The following is a 22143-nucleotide window of genomic DNA, read 5'->3' as shown; positions in this document are numbered from 1 at the left end:
ATCCAGGCTACAGCTGGAACCCGACCGCCCGGATCACGCCTTCGGCGATGTCCCGCGGCCACGACGGCGGGCGGGCATGCAGGCGCCGGGCCCGGTCGAACTGCTCTTCGCACCAGCCCGCCAGCCACCCTACTTCCTCCGGCCCGTAGAAGGCCGTCATCGCCTCGTAGTTGAGGAACAGGCTGCGCGCGTCGAGGTTGAGCGAGCCCGACAGCGCGAGGTCGTTGTCGATCACCACGGCCTTGGCATGCACCATGCCGGGCGCGAGCCAGACCTCCGCGCCGGCCTGGGCCAGCTCGCGCAGGGCGCGGGCGCGTGCCCAGTCGGCCAGCCGGTGGTTGGAGCGCTCGGGCACCAGCAGGCGCACCTGCACGCCGCGGCGGCAGGCCAGGCACCAGGCATCGAGCAGCGCATCGTCCGGCACGAAATACGGCGTCACCGCCACGATGCGTTCCCGCGCGTGGTAGGCGCCGGCCACCAGCAGCGCATGCACCGTGTCGTCCGCATGGTCGGGGCCGCTGGGCACCCACTGCGCGGGCACGCCCTCCGGCGGGCCGGGGGGCAGCGGCCGCGGCAGCACCGCGCGGGCCATGCGCCCGCTCGCCGCCTGCCAGTCGGCCGCGAACTGGGCGGCGGCCTGCAGCGCGATCGGCCCGTCGATCTCGTAGCTCAGGTCGATCCAGGCCGGCAGCCGAGGCCGGTCCAGGAAGTACTCGCAGGCCAGGTTGCGGCCACCGCTCCAGAGCCGCTCGCCATCGGCCACCACCATCTTGCGGTGGTTGCGCAGGTTGGTATGGCCGCGCATCGGGTTGTGCAGCAGCGGCATGAAGCGGCGCACCTGCACCCCGCCCTGCTTCAACGTGGCCGAGAGCTCCGGCGGCATGCCCAGGCTGCCCACCGCGTCCAGCAGCAGCCGCACCGCCACGCCCCGGCCAGCGGCCTCCTGCAGCGCCGCGGCCACGCGCCGGCCCACCTCGTCGTCGCCGAAGACGAAGGTGCAGACGTCCAGGCTGTGCCGCGCCGAATCCACCGTGGCCAGCAGCGCCTCCAGCGCCTGCGCGCCCTGCCCGTGGAACGCGATGCGCGCATTGCGCACCGGCGGCGCCAGTTCCAGCCCCGCCAGCAGTTGCGTGGCCCAGGCAGGCCCGGGCGCCGGCAGCGGACCGGCGACCAGCGATGCCGGCCCGGCCGCCAGCATGGGGGCGGCGCGCCGCTGCGGACGCACGAACTTGCGCGAGCCGAACATCAGGAAGAGCGGCACCGCCGCATACGGGAAGGCCACGATCGCCAGCACCCAGCCCATGGCCGCCGAGGGGTGGCGGCGCTGGCGGCCGATGCGCGTGGCCATCACGTAGATCAGCAGGCCCACGGCCACGAAAACCGCATGCCCCAGGCCCGAAAGCAGCGCGAAGCGCGTCAAGCGCCGCCCCCCGGGCCCCCCGTGCCCCCGCCCGGCAGCGCCGGAACGCCGGCCGCCACCGCGAAGCGCACCGCCACGCGCAGCCCGCCCAGGCGCGGCGAGGCGTCCAGCGCTACCGCAGCGCCATGCAGCCGCGCGATCGACTCCACGATCGCCAGGCCCAGCCCGCTGCCCCCCACCGGCGCGCTGCCGGCCGCCGCGGGCGCGCGGTAGAAGCGCCCCAGCACGCGCTCGCGGTCGTCCTCGGCGATCCCGGGGCCGCTGTCTTCCACCACCAGCTCCACGCCGGCAGGCCCCGGACCTGCGGTCACTTCGCGCACGTGTACGTCCACCACGCCGCCGTCGGGCGTGTACTTCACGGCGTTGTCCACCAGGTTGCGCAGCAGGATGCGCAGCGCATCCGCATACCCCAGCACCGCCACCGCGTCGCCGGTCACCAGGCCCAGGTCGATGTTCTTGTGCTGCGCGGCCGGCGTGGCATCGGCCACGGCCTGCCGGGCGAGGCCGGCCAGGGGCACGGGCTCGGGCGGCGTGCCGGCGGCGGCGCTGGCCTCCTGCCGCGCCAGGGCCAGCAACTGCTCCACGAGGCGCGTGGCACGGTCGATGCCGGCCGCGAGCCGCCCCGCCGCCACCGCGCGCGCCTCTTCGCTGCCCGCGCGCTGCAGGCCCTGCAGCTGCAGCTTGAGCGCCGCCAGCGGCGAGCGCAGCTCGTGCGCCGCATCCGCCACGAAATGCTGCTGCGCCTCGAAGGCCCGGCGCACGCGCTCGAACAGCAGGTTCAGCTCGTCCACCATCGGCCGCACCTCGTCCGGCAGCGCGCCCGCATGCACGGGCGACAGGTCGTCCGCCTGCCGCTTCGCCAGTTGCCGCCGCACCCGCTCCACCGGCGCGAGCGAGCCGCTCACCGCCCACCACACGGCCAGCGCCAGCAGGGGCGCCAGCAGCGCGATCGGCCCCGCCGTGCGCCAGGCCAGGTCGCGCGCCATCTCGCGGCGCGCGGCCATGTCCTGCGCCACCTGGATCACCTGCGAGCGCGTCTGCACAGAGAACACGCGGTAGGTGGTGCCGTGCGCGCGCACGTTCGAGAAACCCAGCACCGCGCGCTGCGGCAGCGCCGCGCCCACGGACGATTCGAACACCCGCAACCCGTCGGACGACCAGATCTGCACCACGAACTCGGTACTCTCCTCCTCCTCCTCCTCCTGCTCCAGCGGCTCCGGCGTGCCCTCCGCCATGGCCGGCACGCCGGGGCGCAGCGCCATCGCCGTCTGCTGCATGTGGTAGTCGAAAATCTGGTCCGCCTCGGCCAGCGCCGAGCGGTAGGCGAGCGCGAACTGCAGCAGCGCCGCGCAGACGATCGCCACGAACAGGAAGCACAGCAGCCGCGCCCGCAGCGAATGCGGCGCGCGCGCGGACAGGGCGTCCATCCAGCGGTCGCGGCGGCGCGCGCGGGCGGCCGGCGTGGAGGCACCGGCCGACGCCTCGCCGTGCCCCTCGCCCGGGCCGCTGTCCACCGCTCCGCTCATACCTTCGGCACCATGTAGCCCACGCCGCGCACGTTCAGCACCAGGTCCGCGCCGAGCTTCTTGCGCAGCCCGTGGATATAGACCTCGACCGCATTGCTGCTGATCTCGTCCTTCCAGCTGTAGAGCTTTTCCTCGAGCTGCGCGCGCGAGAGCACGCGCCCCGGGCGGGCGATGAGCGGCTCCAGCACCGCCCATTCGCGCCCGGACAACACCACCGGCTCGCCGTTCACGGTGACCTCGCGCGTGGCCGGATCGATGCTCACGCCCTTGTGCTCATAGACCGGCTCGGCCCGCCCTGCCGCGCGCCGCGCCAGTGCCCGGATGCGCGCCAGCAGTTCGTCCAGTTCATAGGGCTTGAGCACGTAGTCGTCGGCGCCCGCGTCCAGGCCCTGCACGCGCTGGGCCACCGCGTCGCGCGCCGTGGCCACCAGCACCGGCGTGCGGTCCTTGCGCGCGCGCAGATCGCGCAGCACCTGCAGGCCGTCGCGGCGCGGCAGGCCCAGGTCCAGCAGCACCACGTCGTAGGTCTGCGTGCGCAGCGCCGTATCGGCCATCTCGCCGTCGCGCACCCAGTCCACCGCGTGCTGCTCCGCGCGCAGCAGGTCATACACGGCTTCGCCGATCATCGTGTCGTCTTCCACCAGCAGAAGGCGCATGGCAGGTGTCCTCGAAAGGTAGGTTCGTTCTCGCGCCGGCCGGGAGCAGGCCGGGGCCCGGCGCCATCCGCCAAGGATAGCGGCAGGCCCCGCCGCGCCGCGTAGGAACCGGCCGGGCCGCAGGGACATGGGCCCGCCCAATGCGGGCCGAGCCCCTGGGCTCCGCCGGCGGCAACCGGCCTCCGCCCGGGAGGGGTCAGCCCAGGGGCACGGGCACGAAGATCTTGTCGCCGTCGCGCTGGATCAGCAGCGCCACCGACTTGCCCGCCTTGGCCATCGCGGCGCGCACCTGCTCGATGCTCTGCGCCGGCGTGCCGTTGATGGACAGCAGCACATCGCCGGGGGCCACGCCCGCCAGGGCGGCCGGGCCGCGCGCTTCTTCCACCACCAGCCCGCCGCTCACGCCGGCCTCGCGGCGCTCCTGCGGCTGCAGCGGCCGCAGCGACAGGCCCAGCTGGCCCTTGCCCACCGCCTTGTCGGCGCTGGCCAGCTTGGCCGGCTTGTCGCTCGCATCGCCCAGGGTGGCGGTGATCTCTTCCTGCTTGCCGTGGCGCCACACCTGCATGCGCGCGGTGGAGCCGGGCGCCGACTGGCCCACGAAGGCCGGCAGGTCGCCGGACGCCACGATGGGCTGGCCGTTGATGCGCAGGATCACGTCGCCCGACTTCAGGCCGGCCTTGTCCGCCGGGCCGCCGGGCTCCACGCCCGCCACCAGCGCGCCCTCGGGCTTGTCGAGCTGGAAGGAATCGGCGAACGCCTGGTTCACCTCCTGCACCGACACGCCCAGGCGCGCATGGCTGGCCTTGCCCGTGGCCAGGATCTGCTCCTTCACCCGCTCCGCCACTTCGATCGGGATCGCGAATGACACGCCCTGGTAGCCGCCCGAGCGGCTGTAGATCTGCGAGTTGATGCCCACCACCTCGCCGCGCGAGTTGAACAGCGGGCCGCCGGAGTTGCCGGGGTTCACCGCCACGTCCGTCTGGATGAAGGGCACGAAGCTGTCGTCCGGCAGCGCGCGGCCCTTGGCGCTCACCACGCCCGCCGTCACGCTGTTCTCGAAACCGAAGGGCGAGCCGATGGCCAGCACCCATTCGCCCACCGCGAGCTTTTTCGTATCGCCCAGGTGCACCACGGGCAGGTCTTTCGCGTCGATTTTCAGGACGGCGATGTCGGTCTTGGGATCGGAGCCCAGCACCTTGGCGCGGAATTCGCGCCGGTCGGTGAGCTTCACCGTGACCGTGCTGGCGCCCTTGACCACATGGGCATTGGTCAGTATGACGCCGTCCGGGCTCACGATGAAACCCGAGCCCTCGCCGCGCATCGGCACCTCGCGCTGCGGCATGCGGCCGCCGCCCATGCCGGGCATGCCGAAGCGGCGGAAGAATTCGAAGAACGGATCGTCCGGATCCATGCCCTGCCCGCCGCGGGGCTGCTGGTGCTGGGCAGAGGGCGTCTCATCGTCGTCGTCGTCATCCCCGCCGTTGTATGAGGTCTTGGTCGTGCCCGTCACGCTGATGTTCACCACCGCCGGGCCGTTGAGCGCCGTGATCTGCGCGAAATCCGGGGCGGACACGCCGGAATACGCGGCCGGCGCCGCAGCCACCGGACCCGTGGCCGCGGGAGGCACCGCGGCATGGCTGGAATGCAGGTTGGTGACGAGCCCCGCGCCCGTCGCCCCCATGGCCCCGGCGACCACCAGGGCGAGGGTCAGGCGGCGGGGGGTGGAGAGGATCGTGTTCATGGCAAACCTTTCAGGTGGGTTGTGGCATGAACGGGAGTGTGCGCAGCGAGGCTTAGAGCGGGCTTAGAGGAAGGTTAGGGGAGGCTTAGGGCGGTGTCGGGAAGGCGCCGGACCCGGGGCCGGACACCCTCCCCGACCGCCGGGGCCATGAGCGCAGCGACGTCACCGCGCCTGGCGGCATCGCATGGGCCTTCCTCGGCCATGCGCGTCGCAATGACCCGCCCGGAGCCCGTGCTCGCGCCGTGGAGACGATCACTCGTCCTTCAAGGTGGTTCTCTTCGCCTGCGCCTGGTGCGTGTCGGCGAACGCGTTCCACGCACCTTGCGCCTCCTCCCAGCCGATATTGGCGATCACCGACGCGTCGGGATGGATGAAGGCGAGCGGACCGGAAAACGTCATGTAGAAGGCACTCTCCACCGGGAAGTAGGTCTGGTCATGGCGTGCGCCCGACGACTCGAATCCGTACCCCGGAGCAACGGCAGTGTCGCCGCCGAACTCCTTGCCACCGCGCACGTCCATCCGGCCCTTGTAGAGGAAGTATTCGCCGGGTCCGGTATGGAAATGCGAGTTGAACGAGGAGCCGGCGGGGCATTCGAACGCGGCGGTCCAGGTGCCGGCCTCGGGCGACACGTGGAGCAGGCGCCAGGTGATGCCACCTTTTGAAAAAGCATCCGGGAACGGCGCCCAGGGCATGTCGTCCATCTGAACGTACTCTTCGCGGGATTTTTGCTTGGCAAGCATGTGATGTCTCCAGTATGGGTCGATTTCCGGTACGCATGGGAAGCGCCCGTCAATCCACTTTAGGCCGGGCTCGTCCGCGCCGATTGCCCGTGGGCGCAGAACGAATCCTCTTTCCGCGCACGCCGACTGGCGCGGCGTTCCAGCAATTGCCTTGAGTGCGCTGCGGATAAAAACACCGTGCACGTACAAGCAAGCTGGGCTTTGCGGCCATCGATATCGTGTGATCGCGCCGCGCCGATCGCGTGATGCGCTCCGACCGAGCTGCCCGATGGAGGTCGCTCCTGCAACACAGTTTGGAGACACACCCCATGTCTGAAATCAAACCCGGCACCCGTGCAACCCAGTCCGTTCTTGACCACCACCTGAACGCATTCCCCCAGGGAATAGAGGAACTACTGAAGGACTACGACGAGAGCTCGGCGCTTGTCACGCCGGACAAGACGTTCAAGGGACGCAAGGAGATAGAAGGATTCTTCCAGGCGTTCCTGGATGGGGCAGACCCGGCGTTCTGGCCGGCTTTCCGGATCACCAGCATGAGCACAGTCGGGGAAGTGGCCTATCTCGTCTGGGAGGCCAAGCCGTTCGTCCCGATGGCGACGGACACTCTCTACGTGCGGGACGGAAAGATCGCAGTCCAGACCTTCACCGCGTTCTCGGCGTAGCGGGACAGTCGCGGAAGACATCCTCCAGTTCACCGTCGACGGGTCCTCACCGCCGTTGACGATCTGCCAGCGTGACTCCCAGTCGAGCCGGCCCCCTTGTCGGATCCTAGAAATGGCCAAGATCATCCACACCATGGTGCGCGTGCACGACCTCGAAAAGTCGCTGCAGTTCTACATGGCGGCACTCCGCCTCACCACGAGCCATCGGCTCGATTTCGATGATTTTTCTCTGGTGTACCTGCGAAATCCGGAGAACGATGTCGAGATCGAGCTGACGTGGAACAAGGGGCGGGAGCCCTACACCCACGGCGACGGCTACGGGCATATCGCTGTCGCAGTCGAAAACCTGGAAGCCGAGCACGAGCGGATGACCGGCGCCGGCATGCACCCGACGCCGGTGAAGGAGTTCAAGCGAGGCCAGGACATACTGGCCCGCTTTTTCTTCATTCAGGACCCCGACGGGTACAAGATCGAAGTGCTCGAACGCTCAGGACACTACGTCTGAACTGCGACGCCGTGTATAGGCCCCCGCGGCCTCCCGTCGAACCTCGCCGGGGGAGCTGCCGTACTTCTCCTTGAAGGTACGGCAAAAATGGCTCATCGAGTTGAAGCCCCACCGGTAGGCGATCTCGGATATCTGCAACCGCGCAAACGCCGGATCGCTCAGGGCCTGCTTGCAGGCGCGCAGCCGGTTGTTGAGTATGAAGCTCGAAACGGTCATATCGTTTCGCTGGAACAGCATGTGCAGGTAGCGGAGCGAGATGCGGTTCGCCAGCGCAATCCGGCTCGGGTTCAGATCTTCTTCGTGGAGGTGCTGCAGGATGTAGCCCTGAACGCGATACCTCATTGCGCCGCTCGCATCAAAGCTGCCGGCAGGCTGCTGGTCCGAGAGGGCAATGCCGATCAACTCGAGCGTCGACCGGCTGACGGAGCCATGCACCCGCTCGTCAAGACCGCCGATTTCATGGGATAGCGCAAGCAGGTGAACGGCAAGCAGCGACCCGACACCCGTTCGGCTCTCGATCTTGCCACCGACGGGCGGTTGCCTGCGCTCCGGCAGACGCTCCCTCATCTGCGCCCAGGGGATCATCAGCGTGACCTTGTGCAGGCGTTCCATGACCTCGAACTCGACTGCCTGGCCAGTGGTCCACACCACCAGATCCCCTGAAGCCACGTCTACGACTGCGTCGCCGATCCTGAATCGCTCACGCCCGGCGGTTGTGAGCTGGATGCCTACGTAGAGTTCGTCGTCTTGCTTCACATGGCTCTGTGTGCGTCTTCCTGCACAGGGATCACACACGGTTTCGACAATTCCGGCTCCCGCAAAATCGTGCTTGCGCACGTGGGCGAAGAACGTCGCCGGCAATCGCCGGGGGACCTGCCACCGCCGATAGCTATCGCTCAGTACATCCTCCCAAGCATCGGTCCGCTCACCGAGGGGAATCTGTTCGCTGCTCCATCGGGTGGATGTGCTCTGCATCGTGGTCTCCTGCTCGGTCGCTGTCGCTCGACTCTGAAATTCCGCTCTGCTGCGGCCGCTTTCCGTGTACGCCGTCCGCCAAACCAACACATTTTGTTGACCGGACTCCCGGCGTGCGTTGAACCACAGTGCACTCCGAATTGCCTCGCCATGCAAGCGGGGCCCTCGAGACAGCGCCCAAGCGCTTGGCGCGCGCTGCAGCCACATCTTCCACCAGCGCGCCAGGCAGGCCGGCATGACCTGGGTCAGGGAATTCCCGCAGAAGCACAGGCTGCGGATGACAGGGGCTCATCCATTGCGCACAATGACCCCAGAAGCTCCGCACCCGGCTCCGGGCAGAACGGAGCCCCGACAAGCCATGGAGAGGGAATTCCTGTTGAAAAACGACACGCAGGGGAGCAGCCACGCCCCCGCTCCTGCCGACGCCGCCGCGCCCCACGCCCCGCCGGGCGCGCCATCCACCACCCCCGCGTTCCACGCCCATTCCGTCGAAGGCCAGCCGGAAAGCCGCTGGCAGACGCTGCCCGAGCACCTGCACGCCGTGGGCCGCATGGCCGGCGAATTCGCCGCCGTGTTCAATGCGCAGGAGCTCGCCCAGGTCATGGGCTGGCTGCACGACCTGGGCAAGTACACCCTGCCCTTCCAGGCCCGGCTGCGCGGCAGCCCCCTGCGCGTGGACCATTCCACCTGGGGCGCGCGCATCGCCCAGCAGCGCCTGGGCGTGATGGGGCAATTGATGGCGTATGGCATCGCGGGCCACCACGCGGGCCTGGCCAACGGCCAGGGCGAAGGGGAGCGCACGGCACTGGCGGACCGGCTCACGGCCGCCGACCTGCCCGCGCTGCACCCCGCCTGGGAAAAAGACATCCCCCTGCCCGCCCGGCTGGCGCTCCCCGCCGGCCTCAAGCTCTACGGCCAGGACCGGCAGCAGGCCCTGGCGCGGCAGCCCTTCCAGATGGCCTTCCTGGCGCGCATGCTGTTTTCCTGCCTGGTGGACGCGGACTTCATCGACACCGAGCGCTTCTACCTCCAGGCCAGGGGCGGACCGGACCACCGCTCCGCCGGCCCGGCCTGGCCGGCCCTGCCGGCATTGCGCGCCCAGCTCGACACCCACCTGCGCACGCTCACGGCGCAATGCGATCCGGCCCGCGAGGTCAACCGCCTGCGGGCGGACATCCTGCGCCAGGTCCGCGAGCGCGCCGAGTGCACCCCGGGTCTCTTCTCGCTCACGGTGCCCACGGGCGGCGGCAAGACCCTGGCCTCGCTGGCCTTCGCGCTGGACCACGCCGTCCGCCACGGGCTGCGGCGCGTGATCTTCGTCATTCCGTTCACCAGCATCGTCGAGCAGAACGCCGCCGTGTTCCGCAAGGCCCTCGGCCCGCTGGGCGATACGGCCGTGCTGGAACACCACAGCGCATTCACCGAGCGCCAGCCGCCCCATGACGACCCGGAGAAATACCAATCCGCCGAGAAGCTGCGCCTGGCCATGGAGAACTGGGACGCGCCCATCGTCGTCACCACGGCCGTGCAGTTCTTCGAAAGCCTCTTCGCCGCGCGGCCCTCGCAGTGCCGCAAGCTGCACCACATCGCCGGCAGCGTGGTGGTGCTGGACGAGGCGCAGACCATGCCGCTCAAGCTGCTCAAGCCCTGCGTCGCCGCCATCGACGAACTGGCGCGCAACTACCGCACCAGCATCGTGCTCTGCACCGCCACGCAGCCCGTGCTGGAGGCACCCGCGTTCGACGGCGGGCTGACGGGCGTGCGCGAGCTGGCGCCCGAGCCCACGCGGCTCTTCCAGCAACTGGAGCGGGTGCGCGTGCGCCACGTGGGCACGCTGGACGACGCGGCCCTGGCCGGCCACCTGCGGGCGCGCGAGCAGGTGCTGTGCATCGTCAACAACCGCCGCCACGCGCGGGCCGTGTACGAAGCCATGGCCGACCTGCCCGGCGCGCGGCACCTGACCACGCTGATGTGCGCCAGGCACCGCAGCGAGGTGCTGGACGAAGTGCGGCAGATGCTGGAGGCCGGCGAGCCCTGCCGCGTCGTCAGCACCAGCCTGATCGAGGCGGACGTGGATGTGGACTTCCCCACGGTGCTGCGCGCCGAGGCGGGCCTGGATTCCATCGCCCAGGCGGCCGGCCGCTGCAACCGCGAAGGCGGCAGGCCCATCGACGCCAGCGAGGTGCTGGTGTTCTCCCCCGCCAACGAGGACTGGGCGCCGCCCCCCGAATTGAAGCAATACGCCCAGGCGGCCCGCGAGGTGTTGCGCCAGTGCGCGGACGACCCGCTGTCGCCCGGGGCCATCGCCCGCTATTTCGCGCTGTTGTACTGGCAAAAGGGCGGCGACCAGCTCGACGTGCCCGACCTCATGGGCCTGCTCAAGACCCGCCGCCCGGACAGCCTGCCGATGGAAACCCTGGCGACCCGGTTCCGCATGATCGACAGCGTGCAGATGCCGGTCATCGTGCCGTATGACGACACGGCCCGGGAAACGCTGGAGCAGCTGCGGTTTGCCGAAGGCAGCGTGGGGCTGGCGCGCAAGCTGCAGCCTTATGTGGTGCAGTTGCCGAGGCAGGGATTCGATGCGCTGTACCAGGCGGGGGCGATCGCGCCGGTGCGGCCGGATAGATGGGGTGAGCAGTTCATGCAACTGGTGCATCCGGACATCTACAGCCAGCGCTCCGGACTGCATTGGGACGATCCCACCTTCATCCGCAGCGAACGCCTCCACTGGTGAGCCTGCCGTGGGGCCAAAGATGAACACAAGCCGATCAAGGGAGGGGCCATGGCTTATGGAGTGAGATTACGCATCTGGGGTGAGCGCGCCTGCTTCACGCGCCCGGAAATGAAAGTGAAGCGCGTCTCTCATTCACCGGACTACCCAGCCACCGCTTCCGCCGACCCATGTGCCCTGCCCTCCCTATCGCCCCCGTCCGACACCGGCCCCCGCCTGCCTCCCAGGACACTCTCCCCATGCGCCCGCACCGCCGCTCCCTCTACCGCGCCGCTGCCCTCGCCCTGAGCCTGGCCGTGCCGCTCCACGCTGCATTGGCCAGCGAAAGCGGTAACGCCAACCCCCTCACCGCCGAGCGCTGGCAAACCCGCCCCGTCGTGGTGGTCGTCCCGCGGGAGAACGATCCCCTGCTCGCCAAGGTGCGCGCCGCCCTGCGGGAACCGGCCATGCGGGAAGGATTCCGCGAGCGCGACATGGCGCTGTTCACGGTGGTGGACGGCCAGGGCAGCCGCAATGGGGAGCCGCTGGGCACCGCGCGTACCGCGGCACTGCTGAAGGCGCTGGATGTGGACGCGCGGGGGCCGGCCACGTTCATCCTCGTGGGCAAGGATGGCGGCGTGAAGATGAAGGAAGGCGCGGACGTCGATCTGCAGGCCGTGTTCGCCGAGATCGACCGCATGCCCATGCGCCAGCGGCGCTGAACCGCGGCCGCGGCACGCCGGGATTGGCCCGTCGGCCTTCCGACCGTCCGGCGGCTTCTAGCGCGCCGCCCGGGCCAGGCCCCGTTTCAGTTCCTGCAGCAGCATCACCACCTGCCGCGACGCATGGCGACAGCCCTTGAAGGCCTGTTGGGCCTGGCGCCCGTCGCCGGCCTCGGCATGCAGCACCACGTCGGCGGCCTGCTGGTGGAAGTAGCGGTGGCGGCGGGCCATCATGTGGAAGGCCGGGAAATGCCCCAGGGCGATGCGGCCGGGGCCGCGCAGCCACTGGCCGAGTTCGGAGCAGGTGTCGTCGCGGATGGCCTCGGGGCGCAGGCGTTCGTCGCTTGCGCCGCGCAGCAGTACCTGCTCCAGCCAGGGCACCCAGCGCTCCTGGGCGGCGATGGCGGCGTCGATGTCGATCTCGGCCAGCAGCTTGGCGGCCTCGTCGCCCATCAGCACCAGTTCGCTGGCCTGGCTGTCGGGCAGCGAGGTCCAGTCATCGGGCACGGGACGGCCGTCTGCCCGGGGCGGGAACAGTCGGCTGAAGAATCCCATGGTGTGTGAGCGCGATCGGAGCGGCGGAAGAAGGAAAAGAGCGAACGGGTATTTTATTTGAACAATTGAATTTCTCTAAACGATAAATTCAAGCAATCAACCTGCCATCGACGGCCCGGGTTGCCCGCGTGGCCACAGCGGTTTTGAGGGCCGCCGCACAATGGTCGGCATGACGACCACGATGCCCTCCACCTCTTCCGCCATGGCCCCGTCTTCCGCCACCCCAGGGGGCGGCCATCGCCCCGCGCTCTCGATGCTGGACCTCGTGTGGGTGCGCGAGGGCGGCAGCGTGGCCGATGCGCTGGCCCTGGCGCTGCGCACCGCGCAGCATGCGGAATCGCTGGGTTTCCGGCGCTACTGGCTGGCGGAGCACCACAACATGCCGGGCATCGCCAGCTCCGCCACGGCGGTGCTGGTGGGCCACATCGCGGGCGGCACGCGCTCGATCCGCGTGGGCTCGGGCGGCATCATGCTGCCCAACCATGCGCCGCTGGTGGTGGCCGAGGCCTTCGGCACGCTGGCCGAGCTGTACCCCGGCCGCATCGACCTGGGCCTGGGCCGCGCACCGGGCACCGACGGGCCGACGATGCGCGCGCTGCGCCGCGACCGTGTCGAGACCGAGGAAGACTTCCCGCGCGACGTGGCCGAGCTGCAGCGCCTGCTGGGCCCCGCCCAGCCGGGCCAGCGCATCATGGCCGTTCCCGGAGCGGGCACGCAGGTGCCCATCTGGCTGCTGGGCTCCAGCCTGTTCTCGGCGCAGCTCGCGGCCGAGCGGGGGCTGCCATACGCCTTCGCCTCGCATTTCGCGCCGCGGCTGCTGCACCAGGCACTGGACCTGTACCGCCGGCTGTTCCGCCCCTCCGCCACGCTGGACAAGCCCTACGTGGCGATCGGCGTGCCGGTGATCGCTGCCGATTCCGACGAAGAGGCCGATTACCTCGCCAGCAGCACCTACCAGCGGGTGCTGGGCATCCTGACCAGGCGGCGCGGCCTGCTGCAGCCGCCGGTGCGGGATTACGCGGCACTGCTGTCGCCGCAGGAGCGCGCGGCGATCGGCGACTTCCTGGCGGCGGGCGTGATCGGCGGGCCGGAGACGGTGCAGGCCGGCCTGCGGGCACTGGCCGAGGAGACGCGCGCCGACGAGTTCATGCTGGTGAGCGATGTGTACGACCCGGCACTGCGGCTGCGCTCGCTGGAGATCGCCGCGCAGGCGAACGCCGCGGTGGAGGCCCCGCACACGGTCTGACACGCCGGGGCGCGGTCCCGTCGCCGGCAGCGGCTACCATCTCCGTCCGTCGCGCCGCTGGCGCCCCGTTTCCGGTCCGACCGCCCTCCCCGAATTTCCTGTCCGCATGCCCGCGTTTTCTTTCGAAGCCCTCGATGCCCAGGGGCAGACCCGCAAAGGCACCCTCGAAGCCGACAACGCCAAGGCGGCGCGCAGCCTGCTGCGCGCCCAGGCGCTGGTGCCGCTGGCCGTGGAGGCGCTCGGCACCGGCCAGGGCGCGGGCGGAGACGGCAGCGTCTCGCTCGGTCAGCGGCTGTTCACGCGGCCGGTGTTCGGCGCCACGGGCCTGGCGGTGTGGACGCGCCAGCTCGCGGGGCTCGTGTCGTCCGGGCTGCCGCTGGAGCGGGCGCTCACGGCGCTGGCCGACGAGTCGGACGACGACCGGCAGCGCCACCTGGTGGCCACATTGCGGGCCGAGGTGAATGCCGGCTCCACCTTCGCGCGGGCGCTCACGGCGCACCCGCGGGAGTTCTCGTCCATCTATTGCGCGGTGATCGGCGCCGGCGAATCCAGCGGCCACCTGGGGCTGGTGCTGGAGCGCCTGGCGGACGACCTCGAAGAGCGGCAGGCGCTCAAGGCCAAGCTCATCGGCGCGTCCCTCTATCCGGCGATCGTGACGGTGATCGCGATCGTGATCGTGCTGTTCCTCGTGGGCTACGTGGTGCCGCAGGTGGCCGCGGTGTTCGCGGGCAGCAAGCGCGCCCTGCCTTTCCTCACCGTGGCGATGATGGCCCTCTCCGACGCGGTGCGCAGCTACGGCTGGGCGGCCCTGGTGGTGCTGGTGGTGCTGGCGCTGGCCGCCCGCTCCGCGCTGGCCCAGCCCCGCGTGCGCGAACGCTTCGATGCCGCCTGGCTGGGCCTGCCCGTGGTGGGCCGGCTCTCGCGCGGCTACAACGCGGCCCGTTTCACGGGCACGCTGTCGATGCTGGCCGGCGCGGGCGTGCCCATCCTGAAGGCCCTGCAGGCCGCCGCCGAGACGCTAGGCAACACCGCCATGCGCGCGGACGCGCTCGATGCGCTGGTGCTGGTGCGCGAGGGCGCGCCCCTGGCCTCCGCGCTGGCGCAAAAAAAACGGTTCCCCGGCCCGGTGTCGATGTTCGCGCGCCTGGGCGAGCAGACGGGGCAGTTGCCGCTGATGCTGCAGCGCGCGGCCGCGCAGCTGTCGGCCGAGGTGCAGCGCCGCGCGATGCAGCTGGCCACCATCCTGGAGCCCCTGCTCATCGTGGCGATGGGCGTGATCGTGATGCTCATCGTGCTGGCGGTGCTCATGCCCATCATCCAGCTCAACCAGTTCGTGAAGTAGCCCCGCCATGGCCCTGACCCTGGACGACAAGCTCGTCGTCGCCATCTCCTCCCGGGCGCTCTTCGATTTCGAGGAAGAGAACCGCCTGTTCGAGGCCGGCGACGAGGCCGCCTACATGCGCCGCCAGCTGGAGCTGGTACAGCAGCCCGCGCGCGCGGGCATCGCCTTCCCGCTGGTGCGCAAGCTGCTCGGCTTCAACACCGCCCAGGCGCAGCGCGTGGAGGTGGTGGTGCTGTCGCGCAACGACCCGGCCAGCGGCATGCGCGTGTTCGCCTCGGCGCACGCGGCGGGCATGCGCATCGAGCGTGGGGTGTTCACGCGCGGGCGCGATCCGTTCGCCTACCTGCGGCCGCTGGGCGCGCACCTGTTCCTCTCGGCCAACGAGAAGGACGTGCAGCAGGCGCTGAACATGGGGTTCCCCGCGGCGCGCGTGATGACCGACTCCACCCCGGCGGGCGACCGCTACCCGCACGAGGTGCGCATCGCCTTCGACGGCGACGCGGTGCTGTTCTCCGACGAGGCCGAGCGCATCTACCAGCAGGGCGGCCTGCCCGCCTTCCACGAGCACGAGGTGAGCAAGGCGGCGCTGCCGCTGGCCGGCGGCCCCTTCAAGCCGCTGCTGGCCGCGCTGCACCAGTTGCAGCAGCAGGCCGATGCGTCCGAGACCATGCGCATCCGCGCCGCGCTGGTGACGGCGCGCAGCGCCCCGGCCCACGAGCGCGCCGTGCGCACGCTGCTGGACTGGGGCATCACCGTGGACGAGGCGATGTTCCTCGGCGGGCTGGAGAAAGGCCCGTTCCTGCGGGAATTCGAGCCGGACTTCTTCTTCGACGACCAGCGCAGCCACGTGGCCTCCGCGGCGCGGCACGTGCCGGCCGGGCACGTGAGCGCCGGCATCACCAACCTCGTGCGCGAGGAACCTCGGGCGGATGCCGTGCTCCCACCATGATGCGACTCCGAACCCGACTGCACCATCCCCTGGCCGCCCTGGCGCTGGGCGTCGCGGCGACCCTCGCCGCCGCGCCGTCCTCCGCCGCGGACGCGCCATCGAAAGCCACGGCCCGGGCCCCGCACGCCTCCGCAGCGGCCGAACCGGCCCGGCCCGGGGCCAGCCAGCCGCTCAGCAAGGGCGAGATCAAGGCGATCCGCGAGTTCCACATGCTGGATTTCAACGGCGACGGCAAGCTCAGCCGCAAGGAGGTGGCGATCATTCCCCGCCTGTCGGCGGCCTTCGACGATGCCGACACCAACCACGACGGCTACGTGACGCTGGACGAAGTGCGCACCTTTGCGGTGAAGTACCGCGCGGAGCGCGACCGGGCCAAAGCCGCGGCGGCTGCCGCATCCGCCGCCCCCGCGGCTCCGGCGGCGTCCGCGCCCGCGGCCCGGAAGTAGGCCCCGGGCGGCACGGCGGCCCCGGTATCAGGAGCTGCCCGTGCGCTTGACCTTGGGATCGGCGTAGGTCAGCGGCTGGTCCTTGGCTTCCCGGGACATGCGCTCCTGCAGGGTGTGCTTGTTGATCTCCTGCGCCATGTCCACGGCGGAGCCGCTCGCGCGCCACATCGACTGGATGAACTCCAGCAGTTGCTTGTAGATGGGCTCGGGCGGCGGCTCCTTGGCCTTCTCGGCCTCTTCCTTTTCCTTCTTCCTGAGCTCGGTCCAGTCGCGGTTGGCCACGTCCTTGTCCGAAGGCTTGTCGGGCTCGCGGATGGAGGAGCCCTCGCCCAGGCGGTCGGTGGATTCCACCGGGGTCACGCCATTGACGGGCCTGACCGGCACCGCGCCCGAAGCGCCGGTGGAATACAAATCGGCGCCCTGAGGACGCCAGTTCGGCGATCGATCGACAGGTGGCATTTGCATGGCAGGCTTCCGTTGGTTGGCGAGAAATGTCCGGGGGGAGCTATCCCCGTCTCGTACATTCATAACGGCAAAAAAAAGGGGGAATTAAGGCCTTTTTTTGCTCTTCAGGACAATTTAAGGGTTTTCCCCTAGTTTTTACCCCCTGCCAGTGGCCTCCCCAGCTACAGGAAGCGTTCCAGCAGGCGCCGGGAGGCCTTGTCCAGCGCCGCCACGTCGGGCACGCGGAACTGCAGGCCGTCGGCCGAGGCGATCAGCAGCGCGCTGCGGCTGCCCAGGCGCCGGATGTCCTCCTCGCCCTTGAGCACGAGTCGGGCCGCTCCGCGGTCGGTGTCCACTGTCCAGGTGCTCGGGGTCGAGAAGCTCGACACCGCCAGGATGCGCGTGATAGTGGGCACGAACTCACGGGCGGCGAGCTCCTCCTCGATGAGCGCACGGGCGACCGCGTCCACGCGGTCCAGCCGGTCGATCCAGAGGGCTTCGTGGCCGTCCTGGCCGACGAGCGACAGGCCGTCGCCCGGCGCGGCGATGGGAAAGGCCCGTACCGGGGTGACGGCTTCGTGCACCGTGCCGTCGGCCAGCGTGAGCACCAGCCGGCCGTGCGCGTTGCGCTGCAGGCCGAAGGCGGGAAAAGCGTGGGAAGGGTTCATCGCGGCGGAGGAAGGAGGAAGGGGCGGCACGGCTATCGCCATCAGACCGTGCCCGCGGGATGGGAGGAATGGAGCAGCGCGCTGTCCACCACCACGAGGCCCGACGCCTGGGCGTCTTCCTCGGCGCGGCGCGCCTGGGCTTCGTAGAGGCGCCAGTAAGCGCCCTGCTTCTCCATGAGTTCGTCGTGCGGACCGACCTCGACGATCTCGCCGCGGTCCATCACCACGAGGCGGTCGGCCTTGCGCAGCGTGGAGAGCCGGTGGGCGATGGCGATGGTGGTGCGCCCCTGCACGAGATTGTCCAGCGCCTTCTGGATTTCCTTCTCGGTTTCGGTATCGACGGCCGAGGTGGCCTCGTCGAGGATGAGGATGCGCGGATCGATGAGCAGGGCGCGCGCGATGCTGATGCGCTGGCGCTCGCCGCCCGACAGGCCCTGGCCGCGCTCGCCCACCAGCGAGTCGTAGCCATGGGGCAGGCGCAGGATGAATTCGTGGGCATGGGCCGCACGGGCCGCCGCGACGATCTCTTCGCGCGAAGCATGAGGCTTGCCGTAGGCGATATTCTCGGCGATGGTGCCGAAGAACAGGAACGGCTCCTGCAGCACCAGACCGATGTGGCGGCGGTAGTCGGCCACGCGCAGGCGGCGCACGTCCACCCCGTCCACCTGGATGGAGCCTTCGGTGACGTCGTAGAAGCGGCTGATGAGGTTCACCAGCGTGCTCTTGCCCGAGCCGCTGTGGCCCACGAGGCCGATCATCTCGCCCGGGCGTATCTGCAAATCGAGGTTCCGGATGACGGAGCGGCTGCCGTAGCGGAAGTTGACGTTGGCCAGCGTGAGGCGGCCTTCCACGCGCGGCAGCTCGACGGGCTGGACCGGATCGGGCACGCTGCTGACGTGGTCCAGGATGTCGAAGATGCGCTTGGCGCCCGCGGCCGCCTTCTGCGTGACCGACACGATGCGGCTCATCGAGTCGAGCCGGCTGTAGAAGCGGCCGATGTAGGCGATGAAGGCCGTCAGGATACCGACGGTGATCTGCCCTCCGGCCACCAGCCAGATGCCGAAGCCCCACACGATCAGCAGGCCGACCTCGGTGAGCAGCGTCACCGTGGGCGTGAACAGCGACCAGGTCTTGTTCACCCGGTCGTTGGCCTGCAGGTTGACGAGGTTGGCCTGGGCGAAGCGGTCGGACTCGCGCTTTTCCTGGGCGAAGGCCTTGACCACGCGGATGCCCGGGATGGTGTCGGCGAGCACGTTGGTCACCTCGGACCAGACGCGGTCGATTTTCTCGAAGCCCGTGCGCAGGCGGTCGCGCACCAGGTGGATCATCCACGCGATGAAGGGCAGCGGCACCAGTGTGACCAGCGCCAGCCAGGGATTGATGGAGAACAGGATGACCGAGGTCATCGCGATCATCAGCACGTCGGTGGCGAAGTCGAGCGCATTGAGCGACAGGAAGAGGTTGATGCGGTCCGTCTCCGCGCCGATGCGCGCCATCAGGTCGCCCGTGCGCTTGCTGCCGTAGTAGTCGAGCGAGAGCGTCAGCAGGTGCTTGTAGGTGGTGGTGCGCAGGTCCGAGCCGATGCGCTCGGACACCCTGGCCAGCACGAAGGTGCGCGCCCAGCCCAGTCCCCAGGCCACCAGGGCCGAGAGCAGGAGGGCGCCCAGGTAGAAGCCCACCAGGCCCGCGTCGATCCGCTGGCCGTTCTGGAACGGGATCAGGATCCTGTCCACGATGGGAATCGTCAGGTAGGGCGCGACCAGGGTGGCCCCGGTGGAAGCCAGCGTGAGCAGGAAGCCCAGCAGAAGCTGGTGCCTGTAGGGATGCGCGAAGCGCCACAGCCGCAGCAGCACCCAGGTGGATGTCTGGGGCGCCTGCTGGCGTGCGCAGGCGGGGCACTCGTCCGCATCGGGCGGCAGCACGGCGCCGCAGGCCTCGCAGCGCGCCTCGTCGTCCGGCCCGGCCTGCCGCGGCGAGTCCCCCGAGGCACAGAGGTACCCCACCAGTTGCTCGAATTTCTGCTGCAGCAGCAGCGCCTGGGGGTGGTGGCCCAGCGTGAAGCGCCACAGCGCGAGGCGCTGCGTGGCGTCGTGCAGTTCCAGCGTGCCGACGCCGCCGTGCTCGATCAGCCGCAGCGACAGGCCCGGCGACAGCGCCCAGTCGCGGACACCGCCTTCCGGATCGCGCGCCAGCAGGCGCTGCGCGGTCAGCATCAGCAGGCCCGGCGCGAAGCGCAGGGCGGCGCTCAGGTCAACCTCCAGCGCGGCCAGCACGTTTTCCGGGGGCGCGAGCCTGGCTCGCAGTTCGGCCCCGATGGGGCCCGTCAAGACACCCGAGGCGTCCGCAGGATGGTGATGTTGCATGTTGGTGGGTACTTACGCTCGGCCGGCTCAAGCCCCGGCCCCGCGTTTCGGGATGCATTTTCTCTCCGATGCCCTCAGGGCGGCAGCGGCATCCCCATGTAACGCGCTCCCGCCCCGCCACGCTGACAGGGTGTTCCCGCCCCTGCACTTCAGCGCACAATCGCACCAGGTTCCTTACGCATTCCCGGCTCCCCGCGGGCCGCAGATTCCTTTACGCTGCACTCCATGGCGACTTTCAATGACATCCAACTGCTGCGCATCACCTACCTGCGCGGCCCCAGCGTCTGGACCTATCGTCCCATCCTCGAGGTCTGGCTGGACCTGGGCGAGCTGGAGGACTGGCCGTCGAACAAGATCCCCGGCCTCAACGAACGCCTGACCGCCTGGCTGCCGGCCCTGATCGAGCACCACTGCGGCGTGGGCGAGCGCGGCGGGTTCATCCAGCGCCTGGAAGGCGGTACCTGGATGGGCCACGTGCTGGAGCACATCGTGATCGAGCTGCTGAACCTGGCGGGCATGCCGGCCGAATTCGGCCAGACGCGCGAGATCTCCCGGCGCGGCGTGTACCGCATGGTCTTCCGCAGCCCCGAGGAGGATGTGGCGCGCACAGCGCTCGCCTGGGGCCACAAGCTGCTGATGGCGGCCATCAACGACCAGCCCTTCGACGTCAAGCCGGCCATCCAGGCCATCAAGACCAGCATCAACGACAGCTACCTGGGCCCCAGCACCGGCAGCATCGTGGACGCGGCGGGCGAGCGCCGCATCCCGCACATCCGCCTCAACGACGGCAACCTGGTGCAACTGGGCTACGGCGCGGCGCAGCGCCGCATCTGGACGGCCGAGAGCGACCAGACCAGCGCCATCGCCGAAGGCATCGCCCAGGACAAGGACTTCACCAAGCGCCTGCTGGCCGCCTGCGGCGTGCCGGTGCCCGAAGGCCGCGTGGTCGCCGACGCCCAGGAGGCCTGGGAGGTCGCGCAGGACATCGGTTTTCCCGTCACCGTCAAGCCGTCGGACGGCAACCACGCACGCGGCGTGACGCTGGAGCTGTACGGCGAGGCCGAGATCAAGGCCGCCTTCGCCCTGGCCGAGCCCGAGGGGTCGGCGGTGATCGTCGAGCGCTTCATCGAGGGCACCGAACACCGCCTGCTGGTGGTGGGCGGCAAGGTGGTGGCGGCCTGCCGCGGCGAGACGGTCAGCGTCTCGGGCAATGGCCGCTCCACGCTGCGCGAGCTGGTGGACGTGGTCAACCAGGATCCCCGGCGCGGCCCCGAGCAGGAGTACCCCCTCGACTGGATCAAGCTGGACGCGCCCGCCGTGCAGCTGGAGCTGCAGCGCCAGGGCGTCACGCCCGACACCGTGCCCGCACAGGGCCAAAGCATCCTGCTGCAGCGCAACGGCAACATGGCCATCGACTGCACGGACGAGGTGCATCCCGACGTCGCCTACTACGCCCAGCTGGCGGCCAAGATCGTGGGCCTGGACATCGCCGGCATGGACATGATCCTGCAGGACGTCTCCCGGCCCATGAAGGAGCAGCGCGGCGCCATCCTCGAGGTGAACGCCGGCCCCGGCCTGCTGATGCACCTCAAGCCCACCAGCGGCACGCCCCGCCCCGTGGGCATGGCCATCGTGGACCACCTCTTCCCGCGCACCGACGAGGGCACGGGCGCGGGGCGCATCCCGCTGGTGGGCATCGCCGGCACGCAGGGCAACGCCTTCATCGCGCGGCTGGTGGGCTGGCTGCTGCAACTCTCGGGCAAGCTCACCGGCGTGGCCTGCAGCGAGGGCATGTTCCTGTCCAACCGCCAGACCCAGAAGACCGACACCGCCCACTGGGCCGGCGCCCACCGCCTGCTGACCAACCGCCTGGCCGAGGCCGCGGTGGTGCAGACCACGGCCCGCTCCATCCTGGAGGAGGGCCTGGCCTACGACCGCTGCCTGGTCGGCGTGGTCACCGACATGCAGGGCTGGGAACAGCTGGCCGACCACGACGTGCTCGAGCCCGCGCAGATGACCCGCGTGATGCGCACGCAGATCGACCTGGTGCTCGACGAGGGCGCGGGCGTGCTCAACGCCGACGACGCCCAGGTGGCGGACCTGGGGCGCCTGTGCGACGGCGAGGTGCTGTTCTACGCGCTGCAGGCCGACAATCCGGTGGTGGCCGGGCATCGCGCCGGGAAGGACGGCCGCGCCGTCTTCGTGCAGGACGGCAACGTGGTGCTGGCCTCCGGGGCCAAGGAGCGGGTCCTGGGCACGCTGGCGAGCCTGACGCTGGCCGGCGGCAGGCGGCCCGATACGGCGGCCCTGCTGGCCGCCATCGCCACGGCCTGGGCCATGGACATCACGCCCGACCTGATTGCCGCCGGCATCAAGACCTTCGAGTATCCGAATTGATCCGCGACCCGATCGACAGCGGCCTGCGCACGGCAGGCCAGCGCTAAGGCCCCATTTCGCCCCCGAGAGCAA

General features: G+C 70.0%; 20 protein-coding genes. 10 read left to right on the top strand and 10 right to left on the bottom strand.

Annotated features, from left to right (window positions below):
* Positions 1–7: 7 nt before the first annotated feature.
* The 5 genes from BLR99_RS03755 to BLR99_RS03735 all read right to left on the bottom strand — a co-directional run bounded on the left by BLR99_RS03755 (position 8) and on the right by BLR99_RS03735 (position 6084).
* Positions 8–1420, bottom strand: a complete 1413-nt coding sequence (locus BLR99_RS03755) for a phospholipase D-like domain-containing protein (protein ID WP_011796992.1) — start codon at positions 1418–1420, stop codon at positions 8–10.
* Entirely contained in the window at positions 1417–2946 is a 1530-nt protein-coding gene (locus BLR99_RS03750; protein ID WP_377703594.1) for an ATP-binding protein, read from the bottom strand. Before BLR99_RS03750 ends, BLR99_RS03755 begins: the two co-directional genes overlap by 4 nt.
* Positions 2943–3602 (bottom strand): response regulator transcription factor, encoded by a 660-nt coding sequence (locus BLR99_RS03745; RefSeq protein WP_011796994.1) that lies wholly within the window; start codon positions 3600–3602, stop codon positions 2943–2945. The genes BLR99_RS03750 and BLR99_RS03745 overlap by 4 nt, the downstream gene beginning before the upstream one ends.
* Positions 3603–3798: 196 nt before the next feature.
* The gene (locus BLR99_RS03740) at positions 3799–5343 is read right to left on the bottom strand and encodes a DegQ family serine endoprotease (protein WP_011796995.1); all 1545 of its coding nucleotides are present in this window, start codon (positions 5341–5343) and stop codon (positions 3799–3801) included.
* A gap of 252 nt (positions 5344–5595) precedes the next feature.
* On the bottom strand, positions 5596–6084 hold the full coding sequence (locus BLR99_RS03735; protein ID WP_011796996.1) for a cupin domain-containing protein: 489 nt from the start codon (positions 6082–6084) through the stop codon (positions 5596–5598).
* Positions 6085–6392: 308 nt separating this feature from the next.
* Here BLR99_RS03735 and BLR99_RS03730 point away from each other — a divergent pair, with 308 nt between their 5' ends.
* A complete protein-coding gene (locus BLR99_RS03730) occupies positions 6393–6746 on the top strand; it encodes a nuclear transport factor 2-like protein (protein WP_011796997.1) in 354 nt (117 codons plus the stop codon).
* Between the two features lie 112 nt (positions 6747–6858).
* Complete coding sequence (locus tag BLR99_RS03725; protein ID WP_017438714.1) at positions 6859–7251, top strand: VOC family protein; 393 nt, start codon at positions 6859–6861, stop codon at positions 7249–7251.
* Here the strand turns inward: BLR99_RS03725 and BLR99_RS03720 are convergent.
* Entirely contained in the window at positions 7234–8226 is a 993-nt protein-coding gene (locus BLR99_RS03720) for a helix-turn-helix domain-containing protein (RefSeq protein WP_074686895.1), read from the bottom strand. The genes BLR99_RS03725 and BLR99_RS03720 overlap by 18 nt on opposite strands.
* A 235-nt stretch (positions 8227–8461) precedes the next feature.
* On the opposite strand from BLR99_RS03720, the gene BLR99_RS03715 reads away from it, so the two are divergent.
* From BLR99_RS03715 to BLR99_RS03705, 3 genes are read left to right on the top strand one after another with little or no spacing between them, the layout of a single operon-like run.
* Positions 8462–10963: a CRISPR-associated endonuclease Cas3'' gene (locus BLR99_RS03715; protein WP_041827571.1), complete on the top strand. Its 2502-nt coding sequence runs from the start codon at positions 8462–8464 to the stop codon at positions 10961–10963.
* Positions 10964–11011: 48 nt separating this feature from the next.
* The gene (gene cas5 / locus BLR99_RS23740; protein WP_074686876.1) at positions 11012–11248 is read left to right on the top strand and encodes a CRISPR-associated protein Cas5; all 237 of its coding nucleotides are present in this window, start codon (positions 11012–11014) and stop codon (positions 11246–11248) included.
* Positions 11200–11661, top strand: coding sequence for a DUF4174 domain-containing protein (locus BLR99_RS03705; protein WP_011797001.1), 462 nt, complete (start codon positions 11200–11202; stop codon positions 11659–11661). Before cas5 ends, BLR99_RS03705 begins: the two co-directional genes overlap by 49 nt.
* Before the next feature lie 57 nt (positions 11662–11718).
* Here BLR99_RS03705 and BLR99_RS03700 read toward each other — a convergent pair whose 3' ends face one another.
* Entirely contained in the window at positions 11719–12216 is a 498-nt protein-coding gene (locus BLR99_RS03700; protein ID WP_011797002.1) for a CZB domain-containing protein, read from the bottom strand.
* Between the two features lie 202 nt (positions 12217–12418).
* On the opposite strand from BLR99_RS03700, the gene BLR99_RS03695 reads away from it, so the two are divergent.
* The 4 genes from BLR99_RS03695 (at position 12419) to BLR99_RS03680 (ending at position 16199) form a co-directional block, all read left to right on the top strand.
* Positions 12419–13462, top strand: a complete 1044-nt coding sequence (locus BLR99_RS03695) for an LLM class flavin-dependent oxidoreductase (protein WP_046060804.1) — start codon at positions 12419–12421, stop codon at positions 13460–13462.
* 106 nt (positions 13463–13568) lie between these two features.
* Positions 13569–14804 carry a type II secretion system inner membrane protein GspF gene (gene gspF / locus BLR99_RS03690; RefSeq protein ID WP_011797004.1) on the top strand — a complete coding sequence of 412 codons (1236 nt, stop codon included), beginning with the start codon at positions 13569–13571 and terminating at the stop codon, positions 14802–14804.
* Between the two features lie 7 nt (positions 14805–14811).
* Positions 14812–15753, top strand: coding sequence for a 5'-nucleotidase (locus tag BLR99_RS03685; RefSeq protein WP_074686874.1), 942 nt, complete (start codon positions 14812–14814; stop codon positions 15751–15753).
* Positions 15750–16199, top strand: a complete 450-nt coding sequence (locus BLR99_RS03680) for an EF-hand domain-containing protein (protein ID WP_011797006.1) — start codon at positions 15750–15752, stop codon at positions 16197–16199. Before BLR99_RS03685 ends, BLR99_RS03680 begins: the two co-directional genes overlap by 4 nt.
* 27 nt (positions 16200–16226) lie before the next feature.
* On the opposite strand, the gene BLR99_RS03675 is transcribed toward BLR99_RS03680, so the two are convergent.
* The 3 genes from BLR99_RS03675 to BLR99_RS03665 all read right to left on the bottom strand — a co-directional run bounded on the left by BLR99_RS03675 (position 16227) and on the right by BLR99_RS03665 (position 19674).
* Positions 16227–16664: a hypothetical protein gene (locus BLR99_RS03675; RefSeq protein ID WP_011797007.1), complete on the bottom strand. Its 438-nt coding sequence runs from the start codon at positions 16662–16664 to the stop codon at positions 16227–16229.
* A gap of 161 nt (positions 16665–16825) precedes the next feature.
* Entirely contained in the window at positions 16826–17311 is a 486-nt protein-coding gene (locus tag BLR99_RS03670; RefSeq protein WP_041827573.1) for a cyanophycin metabolism-associated DUF1854 family protein, read from the bottom strand.
* Positions 17312–17352: 41 nt separating this feature from the next.
* Positions 17353–19674: a cyanophycin metabolism-associated ABC transporter gene (locus BLR99_RS03665; protein ID WP_011797009.1), complete on the bottom strand. Its 2322-nt coding sequence runs from the start codon at positions 19672–19674 to the stop codon at positions 17353–17355.
* A gap of 225 nt (positions 19675–19899) precedes the next feature.
* Here BLR99_RS03665 and BLR99_RS03660 point away from each other — a divergent pair, with 225 nt between their 5' ends.
* A complete protein-coding gene (locus BLR99_RS03660) occupies positions 19900–22071 on the top strand; it encodes a cyanophycin synthetase (RefSeq protein ID WP_046060751.1) in 2172 nt (723 codons plus the stop codon).
* Positions 22072–22143: the final 72 nt, after the last annotated feature.

The sequence above is a fragment of the Paracidovorax citrulli genome, from assembly GCF_900100305.1.
In the GTDB taxonomy this organism is placed as follows: Bacteria; Pseudomonadota; Gammaproteobacteria; order Burkholderiales; family Burkholderiaceae_C; genus Paracidovorax; species Paracidovorax citrulli.
This window is presented reverse-complemented; position numbering and strand designations above follow the sequence as displayed.